Source organism: uncultured Albimonas sp. (assembly GCF_963977235.1).
Lineage (GTDB): Bacteria > Pseudomonadota > Alphaproteobacteria > Rhodobacterales > Rhodobacteraceae > Albimonas.
This window is the reverse complement of sequence record NZ_CAXBOD010000050.1, coordinates 15,789-36,733: the sequence shown is the minus strand read 5'-3', so window position 1 is coordinate 36,733 and position 20,945 is coordinate 15,789. Positions and strand designations below refer to the sequence as shown.

Genomic DNA, 20,945 nt, shown 5'->3' with positions numbered 1-20,945 from the left:
GCAGGGCGGGGCGGTCGCGGCCGCGCAGCGGACGCGCCGGGGCGCCCGCGTCCCTCAGGGCCGCAGAACCACCGCGCCGGCCAGCGTCCGGCTTTCCAGCAGGCGGTGGGCCTCCCCGGCCTCGGCCAGCGGCAGCTCCCGCTCCACCCGCGTCTGGGCCACGCCCGACTGGATCGCCGCAAACAGGTCGCCCGCCATCGCCTCCGCCCGCCAGGGATCGGCGAGATAGGCGAACACCGACGGCCGGGCCAGCGAGTTCGAGCCCTTGAACAGCCGCGACACCTCCAGCGGCGCCACCGGCCCCGAGCTCTGCCCGAAGTTCACCAGCCGCCCGAGCCGCGCCAGACAGTCGATCGAGCCTTCGAACGTGTCCCGCCCCACCGAGTCATAGGCCACGTCCACCCCCCGCCCGCCGGTGATCTCGCGCACGCGGGCCACGAAATCCTCCTCGCGGTACAGCACCGTGTGGTCCGCGCCGCAGGCCCGCGCCACCTCGGCCTTGGCGGGCGAGCCGACGGTCGCGATCACCTCCGCCCCCAGCGCCTTGGCCCAGCGCACCAGGATCTGCCCGACCCCGCCCGCCCCGGCGTGGACCAGGGCCGTCTGCCCCGCCTCCAGCGGCCAGGCGTCCTTGACCAGCATCCGCACCGTCAGCCCCTTGAGCGTCAGCGCCGCGGCCTGCACGTCGCTGACCCCCTCGGGCAGCTTCAGCGCGAGCGCCGCGGGGATCACCGCCGCCTCGGCATAGCCGCCATAGCCCCGCGTCACCCAGGCGATGCGGTCCCCGGGCGCAAGCCCCTCGACCCCCTCGCCCGCCGCCTCGACCACGCCGGCCGCCTCGATCCCGGGCACGCCGGGCAGCGGCAGCGTCTGGTAGAGGCCCGAGCGCACGTAGACGTCGTGGAAATTCACCCCCGCCGCGGTGATCCGCGCCCGGACCTGGCCGGGGCCCGGCCGGCCGGGGTCGTGGTCCTCCAGCGTCAGAGCCTCGGGGCCGCCGGGGCGGCGCAGCACGATCGCGCGGGTCATCGGGGAACCTCCGGTCCGGAAACAGGGACCGCAGGAGTAGGACCGACCAACCGGCCGGTCAACGCTCCGGACCCGACGAATGCAGGCGCCCGACCCTCGGCCGGGCGGGGCCCCGCGCGCCATGAGGATCCGCGCCGCGCCCTGCCGCCCGCAAAAAGCCCCGCCGGGGGGACCGGCGGGGCGAGTGCAGCAGCCTGCAGGGGAGGAGACCCGTTCAAGCCGCCGCCCGCGCGGATCAGCCGAGATACTCGGCCAGCACCGCGCGGACACCGCGCGCGTAAAGGGCGTCCAGCGCCCGCGCGAAACTCTCCCGGAAGCCGGGGTGATCGGCGACGCCGCCATAGACGTCGCGCAGCTCGAGCCAGGCGAGCGGGTCGCGCTTCGCCCGGCCCGCCTGCTCGGTCAGACGTTCCCAGTCGGGATCGTTGGGGGCGATGGCGCCCCCGGCCTCGTCCACCCCGAGGCAATAGCGGGCCCACAGCGCGCTCTCGAGCGCCAGCCCCGGCACGGGGCGGCCGGCGGCAAGGTTGTCCTCGATCGAGGGCACGATGAACTTCGGCTGCCGGTTGGACCCGTCCAGGCACAGCCGGCGGATGGTGTCCTCGATCCTGGGGTTGCCGAAGCGGTCCTTGAGGCTCGCGAGATACTGCTCGGGCGTGGCGCCGGGGACCGCCTCGACCACGTCGAAGACCTCCGTGCGCTCCACCTTCTCGAAGAACCCGGCGACCTGGGCGTCGGCCATCGCGTCATGGGCGAACTCCAGCCCCAGCAGCCCCGCGGGATAGGCGATCATCGCATGCCCGCCGTTGAGCATCCGGATCTTCATGTGCTCGTAGGGCGTGACGTCTTCGACGAACTGCACGCCCACCGTCTCCAGCGCGGGCCGGCCGGCGGGGAAGTTGTCCTCCAGCACCCACTGGCGGAACGGCTCGCAGAACACCGGCCGGGCGTCGTCGAGGCCGTGGCCCGCGGCCAGCCCCGCCCGACGGGGCTCGGTGGTCGCGGGGGTGATCCGGTCGACCATGCCGTTGGGAAAGGCCACCTCCGCCTCGATCCAGTCGGCGAGCCCGGGGTCCTGGCCGCGCGCCACGCCGCAGACCGCGGCGCGGGTGACGGCGCCGTTGTGGGGGAGGTTGTCGCAGCACATCACGGTGAACGGCGCGAGCCCCGCCGCCCGCCGCGCCCGCAGCCCCGCCACGATAGCGCCGAACACCGTGGTCGGCCGCTCCGGCTCGGCGATGTCGGCGCGGATCGAGGGATGCCCGGCGTTGAACCCGCCCGTCTGGGCGGACACGAAATACCCCCCCTCGGTCACCGTCAGCGAGACGATGCGCACCGCCGGATCGGCCATCGCCGCGATCATCGGCCCGTGGCCCGGCGTCACGGGCAGAAAGCCCGCCATGGCCCCGATCACCCGCACGTCGTCGCCCTGCGGGCCCATCTCGGTCACCGAATAGAGGTGGTCCTGCGCCGCCAGCCCCTCGCGCATCGCCTCGTCGGCGGGCATCACGCCGGCGCCCAGGATCCCCCAGGCGGGGTCTCCGCCCGCGCGCAGCAGATCGTCGGCATAGACCGCCTGGTGGGCGCGATGGAAGTTGCCCATCCCCACATGCAGGATCCCCGGCCCCAGGGCCGAGCGGTCGTAGCCGGGGGCCGAGATCCCCTCGGGCAGGGCGGCCAGGGCGGAATTCGATAGGCGCGTGCGCAAGGCGGCGACCTCCTGCTTGGTCGATCACGAAAGGGGAGGGACGGCGGCGCGGCGCCCGCGCCCGGCCGCCCTCAGCTCATCCAGTTTCCGCCGTCGACGTTGTAGGTCTGGGCGACGATGTAGTCGGCCTCGTCCGAGGCGAGGAACACGGCCATCCCGGTCAGGTCCTTCGCGGTCCCCATCCGGCCGTAGGGCACGGCCGCGCCGACCTCGCGCTTCTTCTGCCCGGGGGCCTTGCCCTCGTGGCGCGCGAAGAAGGCGTCGACGCCGTCCCAGTGCTCGCCGTCCACCACGCCGGGCGCGATGGCGTTGACGTTGATGCCATGGCCGATCAGGTCGAGCCCCGCCGACTGGGTCAGCGAGATCACCGCGGCCTTCGAGGCGCAGTAGACCCCCACCAGCCCCTCCCCCCGACGTCCCGCCTGGGAGGCCATGTTGATGATCCGCCCCCCGGTCCCCTGCGCGATCATCCGCCGGGCGCCGGCCTGCATGCAGAACAGCACGCCCGCCACGTTGACCGCGAAGACGCGCTCGTAATCCGCCCGCTCGATCTCCACGATCGGGGCGGCGGTGAACAGGGCCGCGTTGTTGACCAGGATGTCGAGCCCGCCCATCAGGGCGACGGCCACGTCCATTCCCTCCTCGATGCTCTCCTGGCGGGTCACGTCCATCTTCACGGCGTTGGCGCCCGCGCCCAGGCGCACGGCCTGCCCGCAGGCCGCCTCGCCGTCGAGGTCGGCCAGAACCACCTGCGCCCCCTCGGCGAGATACGCCTCGGCGAAGGCCAGCCCGATGCCGCGGGCCGCGCCGGTGATCAGCGCCCGCCGTCCGGCGAGCCGTCCCGGACCCCTGTGCGCCCCACCGCTCATGCGATCCGCAGGCCTTCGCGGTCGAAGCGGTGCATGCGGTCCTCGTCGGGCGTCAGATAGATCGCGTCGCCGTGGTGCAGGCTGACCTCGCCGCCCGCGCGCACGGTCAGCGGTTCGCGCCGCCCCTCCATGTGCACATGAAAGAAGGTGTCGGAGCCCAGATGCTCGGACACCCCCACCACGCCCTTCCAGGTCCCCTCGGTGGCCGAGGGCGCGATATGCTCGGGCCGGATGCCGATCGCGTGCGCCCCGCGGCGCTCGGCCTCGGGCCCCTCCATGATGTTCATCTTCGGGCTGCCGATGAAACCGGCCACAAAGCGGTTGCGCGGCGTGTGATAGAGGTCGAGCGGGGAGCCCACCTGCTCGATCTTGCCCGCCTGCAGCACCACGATCTTGTCGGCCATGGTCATCGCCTCGACCTGGTCGTGGGTGACGTAGATCATCGTGGTCTCGAGCCGCTCATGCAGCTCCGAGATCTCGAGGCGCATCCCCACCCGCAGCGCCGCGTCGAGGTTCGAGAGCGGCTCGTCGAACAGGAACGCCGCAGGCTCCCGCACGATGGCCCGCCCGATGGCGACGCGCTGGCGCTGCCCGCCCGAAAGCTGCCCCGGCCGCCGGTCGAGATAGTCGGTCAGGTTCAGCACCTTCGCCGCCCCCTCGATCCGCCGGTCCTGCTCGGCCTTGTCCATGCCGGCCATGCGCAGCGGGAAGGCGATGTTCTTGCGCACCGTCATGTGCGGATAGAGCGCGTAGCTCTGGAACACCATCGCCAGCCGGCGCTTGGCGGGGGGCATCGCGGTCGCGTCCTGCCCGTCGATCTCGATCACCCCGCCCGAGACGTCCTCGAGCCCCGCGATCAGGCGCAGCAGCGTGGACTTCCCGCAGCCCGAGGGGCCGACGAAGACCACGAACTCCCCATCCTCGATCTCGAGGTTCAGGGGCGGGATGACGTGGACGTTCTCGAAGCTTTTCTTCACGTCCTTCAGAACGATGCGTCCCATGGGCTTTCTCCGTCCCTTGCTATTTCACGGCGCCGAAGGTCAGCCCGCGCACCAGCTGCTTCTGGGAAAACCAGCCCAGGATCAGGATCGGCGCGATGGCCATGGTCGAGGCGGCCGAGAGCTTGGCGTAGAACAGCCCCTCGGGGCTCGAATACGAGGCGATGAACGCGGTCAGCGGCGCGGCCTTGGCGGCGGTCAGGTTCAGGGTCCAGAACGCCTCGTTCCAGGCCAGGATCACGTTCAGCAGCAGGGTCGAGGCGATGCCCGGGATCGCCATCGGCGTCAGCACGTAGACGATCTCGTCGCGCAGCGTGGCGCCGTCCATCCGCGCGGCCTCGAGGATGTCGACCGGGATCTCGCGGAAATAGGTGAACAGCATCCAGATGATGATCGGCAGGTTGATCAGCGTCAGCACGATCACCAGCCCCAGCCGCGTATCCAGCAGCCCGATGTCGCGAAAGATCAGGTAGATCGGCACCAGCACGCCCACGGGCGGCAGCATCTTGGTGCTGAGCATCCACATCAGCACGTCCTTCGTGCGCCTGGCGGGCACGAAGGCCATCGACCAGGCCGCCGGGATCGCGATCAGCAGCCCCAGCACGGTCGAGCCCAGCGACAGGATCACCGAGTTCATGAAGTGCAGGAAGTAGTCCGACCGCGCCTGCACGGTCACATAGTTCTCCAGCGTCCACTCGAACATCAGGAACGAGGGGGGCGAGGCGATCGCCTCCGACTCGGTTTTGAAGCTCGTCAGGATGGTCCACAGGATCGGGAAGAAGATCGCGATGGCGATGATCCACCCGAAGGCGGTCGCGACGACCTTGCGGTTTGTGGTGACGGCGCGGGCCATGGTCAGAGGTCCAGGTTCTTGCCGATCATCCGCATCAGGAAGAATGCGACGATGTTGGCGAGGATGATGGCGAAGACGCCCCCGGCGGAGCCAAGCCCCACGTCGAACTGCAACAGCGACTGCGCGTAGATCAGGTAGGTGAGGTTGGTCGAGGCGGTGCCCGGACCCCCGTTGGTGGTCACCAGGATCTCGGCGAAGACCGACAGCAGGAAGATGGTCTGGATCAGGATCACCACCGTGATCGCGCGCGCCAGGTGGGGCAGGGCGATGTGCCGGAACCGCGAGATCGCGCCCGCCCCGTCCATCTCGGCCGCCTCGAGCTGCTCGGAATCGAGGCTCTGCAGCGCGGTCAGCAGGATCAGGGTCGCGAACGGCAGCCACTGCCAGCTCACGATCAGGATGATCGAGGCGAGCGGCGCCTGGGCCAGAAAGTCGAACGCCTCGAACCCCAGCCCCTTGGCCAATTGTCCGAACAGCCCGTTGGCGGGATGGAAGAACATGTTCTTCCACACCAGCGCCGAGACGGTGGGCATCACGAAGAACGGCGCGATCACCAGGATCCGCACGATCCCCCGCCCCCAGATCGGCTGATCGAGCAGCAGCGCCAGAGCCACGCCGCCCACGATGGTGATGCACAGCACCCCCCCCACCAGCAGCAGCGTGTTGGTCACCGCCGGCCAGAAGGCGGGATCGGTGAAGAAATACTCGTAGTTCTCGAACCCCACGAACGGGTTCGCGCCGGGCATCAGCAGGTTGTAGCGCAGGAACGAGAAATACAGCGTCAGCCCCAGCGGGATCAGCATCCAGGCCAGGAGCAGGATCACCGCCGGCGAGATCATCAGGCGCGCCGCGGCGCGGGAGTGCTGGGTCGCCATGGCCCGGGGTCTCCGAGTGTGGGGTCTCGCGCGCGGCTCGCCGCGTCGCGGGGCAGGTCTTTCGGGGCTCTCCCGTCGTCCGGCCGGGCGCGCGGTCCCTTCGGAGGGCGCCGGGCGGGGCGGCGGGGGATCGGTCGGGGCCGGCGCAGCGGGAAAAAGGCCGGCCCCTTCCGGGAGGGTCGGGACCGGCGCCGAGGAAGCGCGCGCCGGTCCCCGAAGTCAGGCGGTCCGATGTGGGGTCAGTAACCCGCCCGCTTCATCTCGCGGCTCGTCAGGGTCTGGGCGTTGGCCAGCGCCTGCTCGGCCGTGATCTGTCCGGCGAGCGCCGCGGCGAACTGCTGGCCCACCGCCGTGCCGATGCCCTGGAACTCGGGGATCGCCACGAACTGAACGCCCACGTAGGGAACCTCGTCCACGGTGGGGTTCTGCGGGTCGGCCGCGTTGATCGACTGGAGCGTCATCTGCGCAAACGGCGCCGCCTCGAGATACTCGGGGTTCTCGTAGAGCGAGGTCCGCGTGCCCGGAGGCACGTTGGCCCAGCCCTCCTTCTCGGCGACCAGGGCGGTGTAGTCCTTCGAGGTCGCCCACTCGATGAAGGCCTTGGCCGCCTCCTCCTTCTCGGTCCCCGCGGGGATCCCGAGGTTCCACGCCCACAGCCAGTTGCCGCGCTTGCCGAGCCCGTTGTCGGGGGCCAGCGCAAAGCCGACCTGGTCGGCGACCTGGCTGTCGTCGGGGTTGGTCACGAAGGACGCGGCCACGGTGGCGTCGATCCACATCGCGCACTTGCCGGTCTGGAACAGGGCCAGGTTCTCGTTGAACCCGTTCGAGGAGGCGCCCGGAGGCCCGTAGTTCTCCATCAGGTCGAGGTAGAAGGTCAGCGTTTCGGCCCACGCGGGGCTGTCGAACTGGGGGGTCCAGTCCATGTCGAACCACTTGGCCCCGAACGAGTTCGCCATGGCCGTCAGGAAGGCCATGTTCTCGCCCCAGCCGGCCTTGCCGCGCAGGCAGACGCCATAGACCTCGCCGTCCTTGTCGGTGGTCGCGGCCGCGATCTCGCGCACCTGCTCCCAGGTCGGGGCGTCGGGCATCTCCATCCCCGCGGCCTCGACCAGGTCCTTGCGGTACATGACCATCGAGGACTCGCCGTAGAACGGCGCGGCGTAGAGCGTGCCGTCCACCGTCAGGCCGCCGCGGATCGCGGGCAGCAGATCGTCGACGTCATAGCTCTCGGGCAGGTCGTTCAGCCCCACCAGCCAGCCCTGCTTGCCCCAGATCGGGACCTCGTAGGTGCCGATGGTCATCACGTCGTACTGGCCGCCCTTGGTGGCGACGTCGGTGGTCACGCGCTGGCGAAGGACGTTCTCCTCCAGCGTCACCCATTCCACCTCGATGTCGGGATGCTTGGCGGTGAAATCGTCCGTCAATCCCTGCATCCGGATCATGTCGCCGTTGTTCACGGTCGCCACGGTGATGGTGGTCTGGGCCGAGGCGGCGGTGGCGAGCGCCACGGCTGCGCAGGCGCCCATAAGGGCGCTGGTCCGCAAGCTCATGTGTTCCTCCCTGGATGAGAACTTGCTTAGGTTGCGAACAATTGCTCACATCGGGCCGAACGCTGTCAAGACGTTGGACGTTTTGCGGTGCAGCATGTTTTGCGGGCCGAGGCGGGCCCGATCAGGCCAGCAGCGCCTCGGCGGTGATCTCGTCGGTGATCAAGCCGTTGACCAGCCCGCCTTTCAGCGCCGCCTTGATCGCGGGCCGCTTCTTCGCGCCCGCAGCGATGGCCACGATCAGTTTTTCGGCCACCCGCTCCAGCCGCACGCCGGCGATGCGCGCATTGGCGCCGGTCTGCAGGTAGGTCCCCGAATCGTCGTAGGACCAGCCGGTGATCTCGCCCACCGCGCCCAGCGCGCGCAGCTCCCCGATCTCCTCGGCGGTCAGGAACCCGTCCTTGAGCAGCGGCGGCTCCCCCCCCATCTCGCCCACCCCCACGAAGGCGACGTCGGCGTTGGCCGCAAGCTCCCGCGCCCGGATCACCGGGGGCAGCGAGATGAACAGGTCCCGCTCCTCGGGCGTCGCCGCCACCAGCGGCAGGGGCATGGGATAGTGACGCGCGCGCACCTTGTCGGCCACGCGCATGATCACGTCGAAGGCGCTGGCGGTGCCGTCGGGCGCCATGTTCCCGTTCAGCGAGGCGATGCGATGCTGCGGGCAGTCGATCGCCCGCATCTCCTCGACCATCGCGCGCAGGGTGCGCCCGGTGCCCAGCGCCACCACCAGCGGCTCGGGGGTTGCGAAGATCCGCTCCAGCTCCTCGGCCGCGACGGGGGCGATGGCCTTCACCGGGTCCGCGCCCTTGCCCAGGCTCAGCGCCACCCGCGCCCGCTTCAGCCCGTAGCGCCGGCTCAGCGCCCGCTCCAGCTCCATGCAGCGGCTGACCCTGTGCTCCAGCCGCACATGGATCAGCCCCTCGGCCACGGCCTTGGCCACCAGCCGCTGCGCGCGCTGACGCGAGATCCCCATCTCGGCCGCGATCTGGTCCTGCGTCGCGCCGCCCACATAATACAGCCACGCCGCCCGCGCCGCCTGATCGAGCGGGGTGGCGCTGTCCTCCTCCCGCCGGCTCATGCGGCGGACCCTGCCAGGTCCGGCCGCGTCTCGAAGAACGCCTCGAAGCGGTCGAAGTCGCGATGCGCGCGGACCTCTCCGGGGTCGGGCAGGGCGATGTCGCGGAAATGCGAGCCGCCGGTGAAGCGCCACGCCTCCATGCCCGCGGCCAGCGCCGCGCGCACCCCGTTCAGACTGTCCTCGATCACCAGGCAATGGGCGGGGTCCGCGCCGGCCTTGCGCGCCGCGAGCAGGAACAGGTCCGGCGCAGGCTTGCCCCGCGCCACCTCCGAGGCGGTCGAGACCCGCCCCGCAAAGCGCCCGCTCAGCCCCGCGATCTCGAGGCTGCGCGCCAGCCGCGAGGGGCTCGACGAGGTCGCCAGGCAATAGGGCCGCGCCAGCCGGTCGAGCGCTCCGGTCACCCCGGGCATCACCTGCAACTGCGTCTCGAAGGCCGCGAGCAGGCGGCGGCGATAGTCGGCCTCGAAGCTCTCGGGCAGGTCGACGCCGAAATCCTGGGCGATCACCTTCAGCACCACCGGATAGCTGCGGCCCAGGAAATGCCGGGCGACGTATTCCAGGTCGATCTCGATGCCGCGCGCGGCCATCTCGGCGACCAGCATCCGGGCGCTGATCGCCTCGGAGTCGATCAACACCCCGTCGCAGTCGAAGATCACCAGATCGATCCGCCGCATCGCGCCCCCCACCGGCCTATCCCCCACCGGCGCGCTTTCTAGCAACCGCAGTCCCATGCGCCTAGCTCCCCCACCGCGGCAGATGCGGCGAGGGCGCCTCGACCGCCGGCGGCGGATCGGCCGGCGTCGGGCGCGCCTCGGCGCGGGGCTGGCGGCGGCGGACGAGCAGCTCGGGCTCGGGCGCGAAGCGGGCCTGCAGGGGCAGGAGGGCCGCGCCCAGCACCCGCGCCTCGCCCCCCACCGTGCCCTCGCGGATCGAGACGCGCGACAGGCCGGTGCGGTCGAACCCCTCGACCGCCTCGCGGGTGTCGTCGAGCAGGCGTCCGCGCCAGGCCGGGGGCAGCACCCCGTCGATCACCACCGCCTCGAAGTCGATCACGCTGAGCGCCGAGACCACCGCCCGCCCCAGCGCCGGCGCCGCGGCCGCAACCCAGCCCTCGAACACCGTGTCCGCCGCCGGCCCGCCCATCCCGGCCATCGCGCGGGTCACGTCGATCCCGGCCGCCCGCAGCCCCCGCGCCAGCCCCACGCCCGAGGCCGCGTGGATCAGCTGGCGCCGCCTGCCGCGCCCGCCCGCCAGCGGCATCGAGCCCACCGCCCCCGCGTTCAGCCTCGACCCGCGGAACAGCCGCCCGTCCAGCACCACCCCGCCCCCGATGAAGGCCCCGACGTGGATGTAGAGGGCGCAGGACACGTCCAGCGCCTCGCCCGCCAGCATCTCGGCCGCGCAGGCGGCGGCCGCGTCGTTGTAGACGGCGACCGGCGCGCCCGTCGCCCGCGCCAGCGCCGCCCCGGGATCCACCGCCCGCCAGCCTGCCAGCGCCGCCCGCGGCGCCCCCAGCTCATCGGCCCAGGCGTCCATCTCTCCGGGCAGCGCCAGGCCGACGCCGACCAGCCGGGCGCGATGCTCGCGGGGCATCTCGTCGAGCAGCTCGCGCGCCTGGCCCGTGGCCGCCGCCATCACCGGGCCGGGCAGGGGGGCCTCGAGCCGCGTCGCGCGCGCGGCCACCGTCTCGCCGCCCAGATCGATCAGCAGCGCCTCGACCGAGCGTCGCCCGATCTTCACCCCCAGCGAGAACGCCCCCGTGCCCGCCACCGAGACCGGGGTCGAGGGCTGCCCCCGCCCGCGAACCTTGTCGCCCTTGGCCAGCAGCCCCTGCTCGATCAGCCGCTCGACGATCACCGCGGCGGCCTGGTTGCTGAGCCCGGTCGCGCGCGCCACGCCCGCCTTCGACAGGGCGCCCGCGCGCAGCACCGCGTCCAGCACCCGCCGTTCGTTGAAGGCCCTCAGCCCCGCCGCATCGCCGCCGCGCATCGCCCTGCCGATCCCTCTGCGGTCCGTCCGCGTTCCATTCGCGCAGAGCCTACCGAGACCGCCTCGATTAAATCAACCGGTCTGATTTATTTGTTGACGAATCGAGGGGCCCTGTGGCGCTCTCCGCCCGCGGCGCGGACCCCTTCGCAGACGCAACAGGCTTGCGCGGCGCCCCCTGGGCGACGAGGCTCGCGGGAGGGGCGACCAGGAGGCGACGACCGATGTTTCTCGTCTGCGGCGAGGCCCTGTGGGATCTGTTCGCGGTCGAAGGGGAAGGGCTCTCCTTCGACGCCCGCGTCGGCGGCTCGCCGTTCAACGTGGCGGTGGGGCTGGCGCGGCTGGGGCAGGGGGCGGCGCTGTTCACGGGCCTCTCGACCGACCGGCTGGGGGAGCGGCTGCTGGAGGCGCTCAAGGCCGAGGGCGTCGCGACCCACGCCCTGGTGCGCACCGAAAAACCCAGCACGATCAGTCTTGTGGACCTCGGCGCCGACGGCTCCCCGCGCTATGCGTTCTATGGCGAGGGGGCGGCCGACCGCGCCCTGACCCCCGCCGACCTGCCGCAGCTCGGGCCCGACACCTGGGGCCTGCACGCCGGCAGCTATTCGCTGGCGGTCGAGCCGGTGGGCTCGACCCTGCTGGCCCTGTTCGAGCGGGAGCGCGGACGCCGCCTGCTGACGCTCGACCCCAACGTGCGCCTGACGATCCAGCCCGACACCGCCATCTGGTTGTCCCGCCTCGCAAAATTCCTCGCCTGCGCGGATGTCGTGAAGGTCTCGGACGAGGATCTCGGCCTGCTTTTTCCCGGTCGCCCGGTCGAGGAGGCGGCGGCCGAGTGGCTCGCCGCCGGTCCCGCGCTGGTGGTGGTCACGCGGGGCGCCCGCGGGGCGGTCGCCTTTTCCCCCGCCGGACGGGTCGAGGCGCCCGGCCGCACGGTCGAGGTGGTCGACACCGTGGGCGCCGGCGACACCTTCCAGGCCGCCCTGATCGCGGTCCTGGCCGAGCTTGGCGCGACCACCCGCGCCGCCGTCGAAGCCCTTGACGCGAAATCCATATCCGGCCTCCTGGACTTCGCCGTCCAGGCTGCCGCACTCACCTGCGCGCGGCGCGGCGCGGACCTGCCGCGCCGGGCCGAGCTGCCCCCGATCGCCCCCGCCCTGGAGGTTCGCTGATGGTCGCCCGCGTCGTTCCCGTCGATCCGTTCGACCTGGTGGTCTTCGGCGCCACCGGTGACCTCGCGCGGCGCAAGCTGATCCCGGCGCTCTATCACCGCCTCCACGACGGCCAGATGCCCGACAGCGCCCGCATCGTGGGCGCCGCCCGCTCGGACCTCACGCGCGAGGCGTTCCGCAACATGGCCGCCGAGGCGCTGAAGGAGTTCGTGGGTCCCGCCGACCTCGACCCCGAGACGGTGTCCCGCTTCCTCTCCTGCATCGACTACGCCCGCGTCGACGCCTCCTCCGATGCCGGCTGGTCCGAACTCGCGGCCGCGATGCCGCCCGAGCCGGGCCGGGTGCGCGCCTTCTATCTGTCTGTGGCGCCGAGGTTTTTCGGCCCGATGGCCGAGCGGATCCACGCCGCCGGCCTGTCGGGCGCCGACAGCCGCATCGTGATCGAGAAGCCGCTGGGCCACGACCTCGCCTCGGCCCGCGCGCTCAACGCCACGCTGGCCGAGCATTTCCATGAGCATCAGGTCTACCGGATCGACCACTACCTGGGGAAGGAGACGGTCCAGAACCTGATGGCGCTGCGCTTCGCCAACGCGCTCTTCGAGCCGCTGTGGAACGCCCGCCATATCGACCACGTGCAGATCACGGTCGCCGAATCCGTGGGCGTCGAGGGCCGCGGCCCCTATTACGACGGCGTCGGCGCGATGCGCGACATGGTGCAGAACCACATGCTCCAGCTCCTGTGCCTGATCGCCATGGAGCCGCCGGGCCGCTTCGAGCCTGACGCGGTGCGCGACGAAAAGCTCAAGGTTCTCAGGGCGCTCGCCCCCCACGACCACCCCGAGGACGTGGTCCGCGGCCAGTATGCCGCCGCCAACGGAACCGCGGGCTACCGCGACGATGCCGAGGCGCCCGAGAGCCGCACCGAAAGCTACGTGGCGCTGAAGGCCGAGGTCGCCAACTGGCGCTGGTCGGGGGTGCCCTTCTATCTGCGCACCGGCAAGCGCCTGCGGGCCCGCGTCTCGGAGATCGCGGTGGCCTTCAAGGAGGCGCCGCATTCGATCTTTCCCGCCGCCTCGGGCCGCTGGGCGCAGAACGTGCTGGCGATCCGCCTGCAGCCCGACGAGGGCATCACGCTGGGCATGACCATCAAGGACCCCGGGCCCGGCGGCATGCGCCTGGCGCCGGCGGTGCTGGACATGACCTTCGCCGACGCGATGTCCTCCTCCAAGCTGCGCATGCCCGACGCCTACGAGCGGCTGGTGATGGACGTGATCCGCGGCGACCAGACCCTGTTCATGCGCGGCGACGAGGTCGAGGCCGCGTGGGAATGGGTCGACCCGATCATCGCGGGATGGGAAGAGAGAGGCGACCGCCCCGTCTCCTACGATCCCGGCTCCTCGGGTCCGGAGGACGCGCTGATGCTGCTGCATCGCGACGGGCGCCGCTGGAGGGAGATCGCGACATGAGCGACGCCATGACGATGCCGCAGATCATCGAATACGACAGCCGCGACGACCAGGCGGGCGGGCTCGCCGACCTGATCGCGGGACGCCTGACGGCGGCGGCGGCGACGAAGAGCTCCGCCTCGCTGGCGGTGCCCGGCGGGACCACGCCGGGCCTGATGCTCAAGCTGCTGGGCGAGAGCGACGCGCCCTGGGGCCTGGTCGCCGTGACCCTCACGGACGAGCGCTGGGTGTCCCCGGTCTCGCCCCGCTCGAACCAGAAGCTGCTGGCCGAGACGCTGTTTCACGGCGCCGCCGCGGCGGCCGAGTTCGTGCCCCTCTATGGCGGCGGGGCGGAGCCGGCGCAGGCGCTTCGCGCGGTCAACCTGACGCTCGAGCAGGTGGCGCTGCCGCTCGATCTGGCGGTGCTGGGGATGGGCGACGACATGCACACCGCCTCGATGTTCCCCGGCGCGCTGGGGCTCGAGGAGGCGCTGGCCGCCGACGCGCCCCCGGCCGTGGCGATCCGCGCGCCCGGCGCCGAGGAGCCGCGGATCACCCTCTCGGCCCGTGTTCTCAACGCCGCCGAGCGCCATATCCTGATCCAGGGCCACGACAAGATGCGCGCGCTGGAGCGCGCCGTGGCGCTGGGCGACCCGATGCGCGCGCCGATCTGCGCGGTGCTGGCGGGCGCGACCGTGCACTACGCCGACTAGACCCACCAGGCCGGGCAGCCCCCGACCGGCAGGAGGACGCCATGAACCCGACCATCGAGGCCGTCACCGACCGCATCCGCGAGCGCTCCGCCCGGACGCGGGGCGCCTACCTCGCCCGCGTCGCGCGCGCGGTCGAGGCCGGGCCCGCCCGCGCCCACCTCAGCTGCGGGAACATGGCCCACGTCACCGCCGCGATGGGCCCCGACAAGCTTCCCATCGCCGAGGAGCGGGGCGGCAACATCGGCATCGTCACCGCCTACAACGACATGCTCTCGGCACACCAGCCGTTCGAGCGGTTCCCCGACCTGATCAAGGCCGCCGCGCGCGAGGCGGGGGGCACGGCGCAGGTCGCGGGCGGGGTGCCGGCGATGTGCGACGGGGTCACCCAGGGCCAGCCGGGGATGGAGCTGTCGCTGTTCTCGCGCGACGTGATCGCGCTCGCCGCCGGCGTGGCGCTGAGCCACAACTGCTTCGACGCGGCGATGTATCTGGGGGTGTGCGACAAGATCGTGCCCGGGCTGGTGATCGCGGCGGCCACCTTCGGCCACCTGCCGGCGATCTTCGCCCCCGCGGGGCCGATGCCCTCGGGCCTGCCCAACGACGAGAAATCCCGCATCCGCCAACTGTTCGCCGCCGGCGAGATCGGGCGCGAGGAGCTGCTGGCCGCCGAGATGGCCTCCTACCACGGGCCGGGCACCTGCACCTTCTACGGCACCGCCAACACCAACCAGATGCTGATGGAGTTCATGGGCCTGCACCTGCCGGGCGCGAGCTTCGTGAACCCCAACACGCCGCTCCGCGACGCGCTGACCGCCGAGGCCGCGCGCCGGGCGCTGGCGATCACCGCCAGGGGGAACGCGTTCACGCCGGCCGCCGAGGTTCTCGACGAGAAGGCCTTCGTCAACGGCATGGTGGGGCTGAACGCCACCGGCGGCTCGACCAATCTGGTGCTGCATCTGGTGGCGATGGCGCGCGCCGCGGGGGTGGCGATCGACTGGTCGGACATGGCCGAGATCAGCGCCGTCACGCCGCTGATGGCGCGCGTCTATCCCAACGGCATCGCCGACGTGAACCACTTCCACGCCGCCGGGGGCCTTGGCTGCATGATCGGGGAGCTGCTTTCGGCCGGTCTCCTGCATGAGGACGTCAAGACCGTCGCCGGCCCGGGGCTGAGCCGCTACACGCGCGAGCCCAAGCTCGACGGCGGGCGGGTCCGCTGGGACGCCGGGGCGGGCGAGAGCCTTAACCGCGACATCCTGCGCCCGGCCTCCGAGCCGTTCCAGAAGACCGGCGGTCTGCAACTGCTGGGCGGGAACCTGGGGCGCGCGGTGATCAAGGTCTCGGCGGTGAAGGCCGAGAACCAGGTGATCGAGGCCCCCGCCCGCGTCTTCCACGACCAGGAGTCGGTGAAGGCCGCCTTCAAGGCCGGAGAGTTCGACCGCGACATGATCGTGGTCGTCCGCTTCCAGGGCCCCAAGGCCAACGGCATGCCCGAGCTGCACTCGCTGACCCCGCCGCTGGGCGTCACGCTCGATCGCGGTCACAAGGTGGCGCTGGTCACCGACGGGCGGATGTCGGGCGCGTCGGGCAAGGTGCCCTCGGCGATCCACCTGAGCCCCGAGGCCGCCGACGGCGGGCCGATCGCGCGGATCCGGGACGGCGACGTGATCCGTCTCGACGCCGCCGCCGGCACGCTCGAGGTGCTGGTGGACGCCGCCGAGTTCGAGGCCCGAGAGCCCGCGCGCCCCGACCTCTCGGCCAACCAGGAGGGGATCGGCCGCGAGCTGTTCGCCGCCTTCCGCGCCTCGGTCGGCGCGGCCGAGACCGGCGGGGCGGTGGTGGTCTGAGGCCCGCCTGCGCCCCCGCCCCTGCGCCCCGCCGATGAGAAGGAACGCGCCATGAAGATCGAGGACGTCTGCCGTCTGGCCCCGGTGATCCCGGTGCTGATCGTCGAGGACCTGGCCCATGCCGCGCCGCTCGCCCGCGCGCTCTCGGCCGGGGGGCTGAAGGCGCTCGAGGTGACCCTGCGCACCCCCTGCGCGCTGGACGCGATCCGCGCCATGGTCGAGGCCGCCCCCGACGCGGTCGTCGGCGCCGGCACCCTGATGACGCCCGAGGACGTGCGCGCGGCCGTCGCGGCGGGGGCGAAGTTCGGCGTCTCGCCCGGCCTCTCGCATCGGGTGCTGGACGCGGCCGAGGAGGCGGGCCTGCCGATGCTGCCCGGCGTCGCCACCCCCTCGGAGGCGATGGCGGGGATGGAGCGGGGGCTGGCCCACCTGAAGTTCTTCCCCGCCGAGGCCAACGGCGGCGCGCCGGTGCTGAAGGCCTGGGCGAGCCCGCTCGCCGGCGTCTCCTTCTGCCCCACCGGCGGGATCGGGCTGGGCAACGCCAGGGACTATCTCGGCCTGTCCAACGTGGTCTGCGTGGGCGGCTCCTGGGTGGCGCCGGCCAAGCTGATGGCGGCCGGCGACTGGGCGGGGATCGAGACGCTGGCCGCCGAGGCCGCCGCCCTCTGAGCGTCCCGCGCCCCGGGCCTGACCCGGGGCCTCGCGCGCGGCGTCACAGGCGTTACGGGTGTGAGACGCACCTGTAACGCCCGGCCTGTAACCCCCGCCCGCGCCGGAACTTTATTTCCCTTAGATTTCAGCGCGTTGTCCGTTTGGCACGCGCCTTGCCATGCAAGCCTCCGACATCGGATCGGAGCGCGGCATGGCCGAAAACACCGAGCAGGGACGGAACGAGGCGACCGACGCGGCCCCCCGCGCCTACGTCAATTCGCTGGCGGTCGACTTCACGCTGGCCGAGTTCACGCTCGACTTCCTGCAGGCGTTCGGCGCGCAGCTCCCCGACGCCGGCGCCCGGCTGGTGACGGCGCCGGCGAACATGCCCGCGTTCCGCGACGTCCTCTGCGCGGCCATCGCCGACTATGAGCGGCGCTACGGCGCGCTCGCCCCCGGCGGGGAGGCGCGCTGATGGCCGGGCTCGCCGCCATCCACCTCACCGGCGAGAGCGTCGTGCAGCTCTTGCGCGCGCGCCGCGATCTGATGGCCGAGCAGGGGGTGCTGGGGCCGGTGCCCGCGGGGCTCGACATCTCGCAGGTGGGCACCTCGCGCCTGACTTCGGCCCAGCCGCCCAACGCCGGGCTGACGATCTGCTGCTACAGCGTCACCCGCTCCGAGCAGCCGGTGGCCCGGCCCCCGGCGCGGGAGAAGGCCGACCGCGTCTCGATCGCGGTCGAGCTGGGGTATCTCGTCGTGCCCTGGGCCTCCTCGGCGTCCGAGGAGCACGGGGTGCTGGCCTGGGCGATGCTGGAGCTGAGCCGGTATTCGCTGCTCGACCGGTCGCTGCTCGCAGGCGACGCGTGGGAGCGGGACGAGACGGTGCAGATCGTGCCCGAGAGCCTCGCCTCCGACGACCTGTTCCGGATCTGGTCGGCGCTGCAGCTTCGCTATCGTCTCTCGGCCACCTTCCGCGCCCGGGTGATCCGGCTGAGCTACGGCCGGCCCGAGGTCGGCCCGCCGGTGGTCGCCACCCGCTTCGGCTTCGCCGATGCGGACCCCCTGACGGAATCGATCGGGGAGGGCGCGCAATGACGGTCTTCGAGCTTCTCGACCGCCGCCTGCTGGCCGCCCTGCGCTTCGTGGATGCGGTCGGCGCGCCGGTGACTTCGCCCGTCGAGGCGCGGGCCGAGGGGGTCGACCCCCGGGCGCTGAGCTGGTCGCGCAGGCGCGACGGCACGCTGCTGCTGCTGCGCGCGCCGGGGCTCGAGGCGCATGCCGCGGCCTTCGAGGCGCCCCCCGGCGCGCCCGCAGTGGGGGCCGAGATCCTGACGCTGGACCTGCGCCCCTCGGACCCTGCGCTTGCCCCGCGCCGCGTCGCCCTCGCGCTGCCGCGCGACCCGGACCCCGCCTCGCCCGACAGCCTCCTGACCGCCGCCGAGATCCGTCTGCCGCCGGGCCTGCGCGCCCGCCCCCAGGGGCTGGAGGCGGCGATCCTGGCGACGGTGCGTCACGACGACGGCCGCCTGGTCGAGGGGGCGGTGGTCCGCGCCAGCGCCGGCGCCCCCCATGCCGAGGCGCTGGGCCTTACCGGCCCCTCGGGCGAGGCGCTGGTGCGCCTGCCGGGGCTGCCCATCGCCTCTCCGGGGCCCGGCGCCACGGTGCTGGGCGACCTCGAGGTCGACCTCGACGCGGTGATCGAGGGCCCGCGCGTGCGGCTGCACGCCCCCCGCGACCTCGCCGCCGCCCGCGCCGCCCATGCCGGGCGCCGCGCGGGCTTTCCCGACCCCGACGCGATCCTTGCGGCCCTCCTGATCGCGGCGCCGGGGATCGAGACCACGCCGACCGCGAGCCTCGCGGTCCGTCCCGGCCGGCTTGCGGCCGCGACCCTGACCTGGACCCCCGCCTGACCCCGAAACCCTGACACCCGACCCGATGGGCCCGAGCGCCCTGGAGACCATCGCCTGGAGGCGCCCGATGCCGGAATATCTCGCTCCTGCCGTCTACGTGGAAGAGACCAGCTTCCGCGCCAAGTCCATCGCGGGGGTCGGGACCTCGACCGCCGCCTTCGTCGGGCCCTGCGCGCGCGGCCCGATCAGTTCGGGCGCCAACGCGCTGACCCCGCCGCTGCTGACCTCGCCCTCGGATTTCGAGCGGATCTACGGCGGCCCGGACGCGCTGCGCATCAACGGGGCGGCGACGCCCAACTACCTGGCGCTGGCGGTGCAGGCCTTCTTCGCCAACGGCGGCGGCCGGCTCTATGTCGCGCGGATCGCGGGGGCGGGGGCGGCCGCGCCGGCTTCGGGAGAACTGACGCCCGCGGACTCGGGCGTTTCCTTCACGGCGCGGGCTCCGGCGGGGGCGCGGATCGGCGCCTCGGCGGACAATTTCCGCGTGAGCATCGCCCAGGTGCAGGTCGAGTCGACCAAGGCCATCGCCTTGCGGAAGCCCCCCGGCACGATGGTGCGGGTGGGCGACGAGTATTACGTCATCGGCACCGTCCCGATGGTGACCAGCGCCGCCGACGCCTCGGCCTTCGAGGCGCTGGCCGACGGGGGCGCGCTGCAGCTGGTCTCGGCCTCGGTCGCGGTCGAGGATCCCGCGGGCGTGGTGTGGGAGGGTTCGGACCTCGGCTTCCACCCCCTGCACCCGCGCTATGCCGGCTCGATCCTGGGCGCGAGCCCCCCCAACGCCGACGACGCGATGACCAACCCCGTGCGGCTGGATGTCGAGGCCGACACCACCGCCCCGGTGCTGCGCGAGGCGCTGTGCGGGGCGGACGGCGCGGGTCGGACAGTGGCGCTGACCGGGGGCACGGACGGCAACGCCGCCCCCACGCCGGCGGTCTACACCGAGGCGCTCAACACCCTGCTGGCGCTCGAGGACGTGTCGATCATCGCGGCCCCCGGCGGGGCCGAGATCGGCAGCGCGGCGGGCATCAACCAGGCGCTGATCGCCTCGGCCGAGACCCGGCGCGCCTATCGCATCGCGGTGCTGGAGACGGCCTCCCAGCAGTCGATCGCGCAGGTGCGGACCACCAAGAGCGGGCTCGATAGCTCCCACGCCGCGCTCTACTACCCCTGGATCACCACCTCCAACCCGGTGGCGGCCACCGATCCGCTCGCGCCGGGGCGCATCGACGTGCCGCCCGCCGGCGCGGTCTGCGGGATCTATGCCCGCACCGACATCGAGCGGGGCGTCTGGAAGGCGCCGGCCAACGAGACCGTGACCGGCGCCGTCGGCCTGCAGCGCCACGTGCGCTTCGGCGAGCAGGAGGTGCTCAACCCCCTGGGGGTCAACTGCATCCGGGCGCTGCCCAACCGCGGCATCCGGGTCTGGGGGGCGCGCACCGCCTCGTCCGACCCCGAATGGAAATACGTGCCGGTGCGCCGGTATTTCCTCTACCTCGAGGCCTCCATCGACCGCGGCACGCAATGGGCGGTGTTCGAGCCCAACGGCGAGCGGCTGTGGGACAACGTCCGCACCGCCGTCACCGACTTCCTCTACTCCGAATGGGTCTCCGGCGCGCTGCTCGGCGCGACGCCGGCCGAGGCGTTCTTCGTGCGCTGCGGCCGGGACACCATGACCCAGAACGACATCGACAACGGGCGGCTCGTCTGCCTCGTCGGCGTGGCCGCGCTCAAGCCCGCCGAGTTCGTGATCTTCCGCATCGGCCAGAAGACGGCCGGAGCGGACGGCTGAGAAAGGGCTGAGACATGGCTGTGCGCGAGACGCCCTGGGCGGCGACCAACTTCATCGTGGACCTTGGCGACGGGCCCGACGCGAGCTCGGCGCTCGGCGGGTTCACCGACGTCTCGGGGCTTGGAACCGAGATCACCCTGATCGAGTACCGGCAGGGCAACGACCGCGAGAACCGGGTGAGGAAGCTGCCCGGCCTCCACAAGGTGTCGGACGTGACGCTCAAGCGGGGCGTGATGGGGCTGACCAACTTCTGGGACTGGGTGAAGGCGACCCGCACCAGCCCGTTCACCGCCCGCCCCGTGCTGATCACCATGATGGACGAGATGCAGGAGCCGGTGCTGCGCTGGAAGCTGATCAACGCCCGGCCGATGAAGTGGACCGGTCCGACGTTGGCGGCCAAGGGCGGCTCGGACGTGGCGATGGAGGAGCTGGTCATCGCCGCCGAAGGCTTCGAGTGGGCGGACGTCTGAGA

Annotated in this window: 20 protein-coding genes; 10 read left to right on the top strand and 10 right to left on the bottom strand. The window is 72.3% G+C overall.

Going from position 1 to position 20,945, the window contains the following annotated elements; genetic code table 11:
* Positions 1–54: 54 nt before the first annotated feature.
* The 10 genes from AAC134_RS18450 to AAC134_RS18405 form a co-directional block, all read right to left on the bottom strand.
* Positions 55–1,029 (bottom strand): quinone oxidoreductase, encoded by a 975-nt coding sequence (locus tag AAC134_RS18450; RefSeq protein ID WP_339950598.1) that lies wholly within the window; start codon positions 1,027–1,029, stop codon positions 55–57.
* Between the two features lie 235 nt (positions 1,030–1,264).
* Positions 1,265–2,737: a mannitol dehydrogenase family protein gene (locus tag AAC134_RS18445; protein ID WP_339950597.1), complete on the bottom strand. Its 1,473-nt coding sequence runs from the start codon at positions 2,735–2,737 to the stop codon at positions 1,265–1,267.
* A gap of 71 nt (positions 2,738–2,808) precedes the next feature.
* A complete protein-coding gene (locus tag AAC134_RS18440) occupies positions 2,809–3,606 on the bottom strand; it encodes an L-iditol 2-dehydrogenase (protein ID WP_339950596.1) in 798 nt (265 codons plus the stop codon).
* Positions 3,603–4,607 carry an ABC transporter ATP-binding protein gene (locus tag AAC134_RS18435; RefSeq protein WP_339950595.1) on the bottom strand — a complete coding sequence of 335 codons (1,005 nt, stop codon included), beginning with the start codon at positions 4,605–4,607 and terminating at the stop codon, positions 3,603–3,605. The genes AAC134_RS18440 and AAC134_RS18435 overlap by 4 nt, the downstream gene beginning before the upstream one ends.
* Before the next feature lie 19 nt (positions 4,608–4,626).
* On the bottom strand, positions 4,627–5,457 hold the full coding sequence (locus AAC134_RS18430) for a carbohydrate ABC transporter permease (RefSeq protein ID WP_339950594.1): 831 nt from the start codon (positions 5,455–5,457) through the stop codon (positions 4,627–4,629).
* 2 nt (positions 5,458–5,459) lie between these two features.
* A complete protein-coding gene (locus AAC134_RS18425; protein ID WP_339950593.1) occupies positions 5,460–6,332 on the bottom strand; it encodes a sugar ABC transporter permease in 873 nt (290 codons plus the stop codon).
* A 239-nt stretch (positions 6,333–6,571) separates the two neighbouring features.
* Positions 6,572–7,882, bottom strand: a complete 1,311-nt coding sequence (locus AAC134_RS18420) for a sugar ABC transporter substrate-binding protein (RefSeq protein ID WP_339950592.1) — start codon at positions 7,880–7,882, stop codon at positions 6,572–6,574.
* 121 nt (positions 7,883–8,003) lie between these two features.
* Entirely contained in the window at positions 8,004–8,957 is a 954-nt protein-coding gene (locus AAC134_RS18415) for a sugar-binding transcriptional regulator (protein WP_339950591.1), read from the bottom strand.
* Positions 8,954–9,631: an HAD family hydrolase gene (locus AAC134_RS18410; RefSeq protein WP_339950600.1), complete on the bottom strand. Its 678-nt coding sequence runs from the start codon at positions 9,629–9,631 to the stop codon at positions 8,954–8,956. The genes AAC134_RS18415 and AAC134_RS18410 overlap by 4 nt, the downstream gene beginning before the upstream one ends.
* Positions 9,632–9,692: 61 nt before the next feature.
* Entirely contained in the window at positions 9,693–10,946 is a 1,254-nt protein-coding gene (locus AAC134_RS18405; RefSeq protein WP_339950590.1) for an ROK family transcriptional regulator, read from the bottom strand.
* Positions 10,947–11,167: 221 nt separating this feature from the next.
* Here AAC134_RS18405 and AAC134_RS18400 point away from each other — a divergent pair, with 221 nt between their 5' ends.
* The 10 genes from AAC134_RS18400 (at position 11,168) to AAC134_RS18355 (ending at position 20,943) form a co-directional block, all read left to right on the top strand.
* Positions 11,168–12,115: a carbohydrate kinase gene (locus AAC134_RS18400; protein ID WP_339950589.1), complete on the top strand. Its 948-nt coding sequence runs from the start codon at positions 11,168–11,170 to the stop codon at positions 12,113–12,115.
* Positions 12,115–13,581 (top strand): glucose-6-phosphate dehydrogenase, encoded by a 1,467-nt coding sequence (gene zwf, locus AAC134_RS18395; protein WP_339950588.1) that lies wholly within the window; start codon positions 12,115–12,117, stop codon positions 13,579–13,581. The genes AAC134_RS18400 and zwf overlap by 1 nt, the downstream gene beginning before the upstream one ends.
* On the top strand, positions 13,578–14,273 hold the full coding sequence (pgl, locus tag AAC134_RS18390) for a 6-phosphogluconolactonase (RefSeq protein ID WP_339950587.1): 696 nt from the start codon (positions 13,578–13,580) through the stop codon (positions 14,271–14,273). The genes zwf and pgl overlap by 4 nt, the downstream gene beginning before the upstream one ends.
* A gap of 41 nt (positions 14,274–14,314) precedes the next feature.
* A complete protein-coding gene (gene edd, locus AAC134_RS18385) occupies positions 14,315–16,120 on the top strand; it encodes a phosphogluconate dehydratase (RefSeq protein WP_339950586.1) in 1,806 nt (601 codons plus the stop codon).
* 21 nt (positions 16,121–16,141) lie between these two features.
* A complete protein-coding gene (gene eda / locus AAC134_RS18380) occupies positions 16,142–16,789 on the top strand; it encodes a bifunctional 4-hydroxy-2-oxoglutarate aldolase/2-dehydro-3-deoxy-phosphogluconate aldolase (protein ID WP_339950599.1) in 648 nt (215 codons plus the stop codon).
* 193 nt (positions 16,790–16,982) lie between these two features.
* Positions 16,983–17,246: a DUF3467 domain-containing protein gene (locus tag AAC134_RS18375; RefSeq protein ID WP_339950585.1), complete on the top strand. Its 264-nt coding sequence runs from the start codon at positions 16,983–16,985 to the stop codon at positions 17,244–17,246.
* Positions 17,246–17,866, top strand: a complete 621-nt coding sequence (locus AAC134_RS18370) for a DUF4255 domain-containing protein (RefSeq protein WP_339950584.1) — start codon at positions 17,246–17,248, stop codon at positions 17,864–17,866. Before AAC134_RS18375 ends, AAC134_RS18370 begins: the two co-directional genes overlap by 1 nt.
* Positions 17,863–18,681, top strand: a complete 819-nt coding sequence (locus tag AAC134_RS18365) for a hypothetical protein (RefSeq protein ID WP_339950583.1) — start codon at positions 17,863–17,865, stop codon at positions 18,679–18,681. Before AAC134_RS18370 ends, AAC134_RS18365 begins: the two co-directional genes overlap by 4 nt.
* A gap of 67 nt (positions 18,682–18,748) precedes the next feature.
* A complete protein-coding gene (locus tag AAC134_RS18360) occupies positions 18,749–20,473 on the top strand; it encodes a phage tail sheath subtilisin-like domain-containing protein (RefSeq protein ID WP_339950582.1) in 1,725 nt (574 codons plus the stop codon).
* A gap of 14 nt (positions 20,474–20,487) precedes the next feature.
* A complete protein-coding gene (locus tag AAC134_RS18355; RefSeq protein ID WP_339950581.1) occupies positions 20,488–20,943 on the top strand; it encodes a phage tail protein in 456 nt (151 codons plus the stop codon).
* The last annotated feature ends 2 nt before the right edge of the window (positions 20,944–20,945 follow it).

Bases quoted from the DNA above. Each gene is read 5' to 3' on its own strand.
- AAC134_RS18360 (WP_339950582.1), top strand. From the start codon at position 18,749: ATGCCGGAATATCTCGCTCCTGCCGTCTACGTGGAAGAGACCAGCTTC.
- AAC134_RS18370 (WP_339950584.1), top strand. From the start codon at position 17,246: ATGGCCGGGCTCGCCGCCATCCACCTCACCGGCGAGAGCGTCGTGCAG.
- AAC134_RS18375 (WP_339950585.1), top strand. From the start codon at position 16,983: ATGGCCGAAAACACCGAGCAGGGACGGAACGAGGCGACCGACGCGGCC.
- AAC134_RS18410 (WP_339950600.1), bottom strand. From the start codon at position 9,631: ATGCGGCGGATCGATCTGGTGATCTTCGACTGCGACGGGGTGTTGATC.
- AAC134_RS18365 (WP_339950583.1), top strand. From the start codon at position 17,863: ATGACGGTCTTCGAGCTTCTCGACCGCCGCCTGCTGGCCGCCCTGCGC.
- AAC134_RS18415 (WP_339950591.1), bottom strand. From the start codon at position 8,957: ATGAGCCGGCGGGAGGAGGACAGCGCCACCCCGCTCGATCAGGCGGCG.
- AAC134_RS18405 (WP_339950590.1), bottom strand. From the start codon at position 10,946: ATGCGCGGCGGCGATGCGGCGGGGCTGAGGGCCTTCAACGAACGGCGG.
- AAC134_RS18440 (WP_339950596.1), bottom strand. From the start codon at position 3,606: ATGAGCGGTGGGGCGCACAGGGGTCCGGGACGGCTCGCCGGACGGCGG.
- AAC134_RS18425 (WP_339950593.1), bottom strand. From the start codon at position 6,332: ATGGCGACCCAGCACTCCCGCGCCGCGGCGCGCCTGATGATCTCGCCG.
- AAC134_RS18430 (WP_339950594.1), bottom strand. From the start codon at position 5,457: ATGGCCCGCGCCGTCACCACAAACCGCAAGGTCGTCGCGACCGCCTTC.
- zwf (WP_339950588.1), top strand. From the start codon at position 12,115: ATGGTCGCCCGCGTCGTTCCCGTCGATCCGTTCGACCTGGTGGTCTTC.
- pgl (WP_339950587.1), top strand. From the start codon at position 13,578: ATGAGCGACGCCATGACGATGCCGCAGATCATCGAATACGACAGCCGC.
- AAC134_RS18400 (WP_339950589.1), top strand. From the start codon at position 11,168: ATGTTTCTCGTCTGCGGCGAGGCCCTGTGGGATCTGTTCGCGGTCGAA.
- AAC134_RS18450 (WP_339950598.1), bottom strand. From the start codon at position 1,029: ATGACCCGCGCGATCGTGCTGCGCCGCCCCGGCGGCCCCGAGGCTCTG.
- edd (WP_339950586.1), top strand. From the start codon at position 14,315: ATGAACCCGACCATCGAGGCCGTCACCGACCGCATCCGCGAGCGCTCC.
- AAC134_RS18420 (WP_339950592.1), bottom strand. From the start codon at position 7,882: ATGAGCTTGCGGACCAGCGCCCTTATGGGCGCCTGCGCAGCCGTGGCG.
- AAC134_RS18435 (WP_339950595.1), bottom strand. From the start codon at position 4,607: ATGGGACGCATCGTTCTGAAGGACGTGAAGAAAAGCTTCGAGAACGTC.
- AAC134_RS18355 (WP_339950581.1), top strand. From the start codon at position 20,488: ATGGCTGTGCGCGAGACGCCCTGGGCGGCGACCAACTTCATCGTGGAC.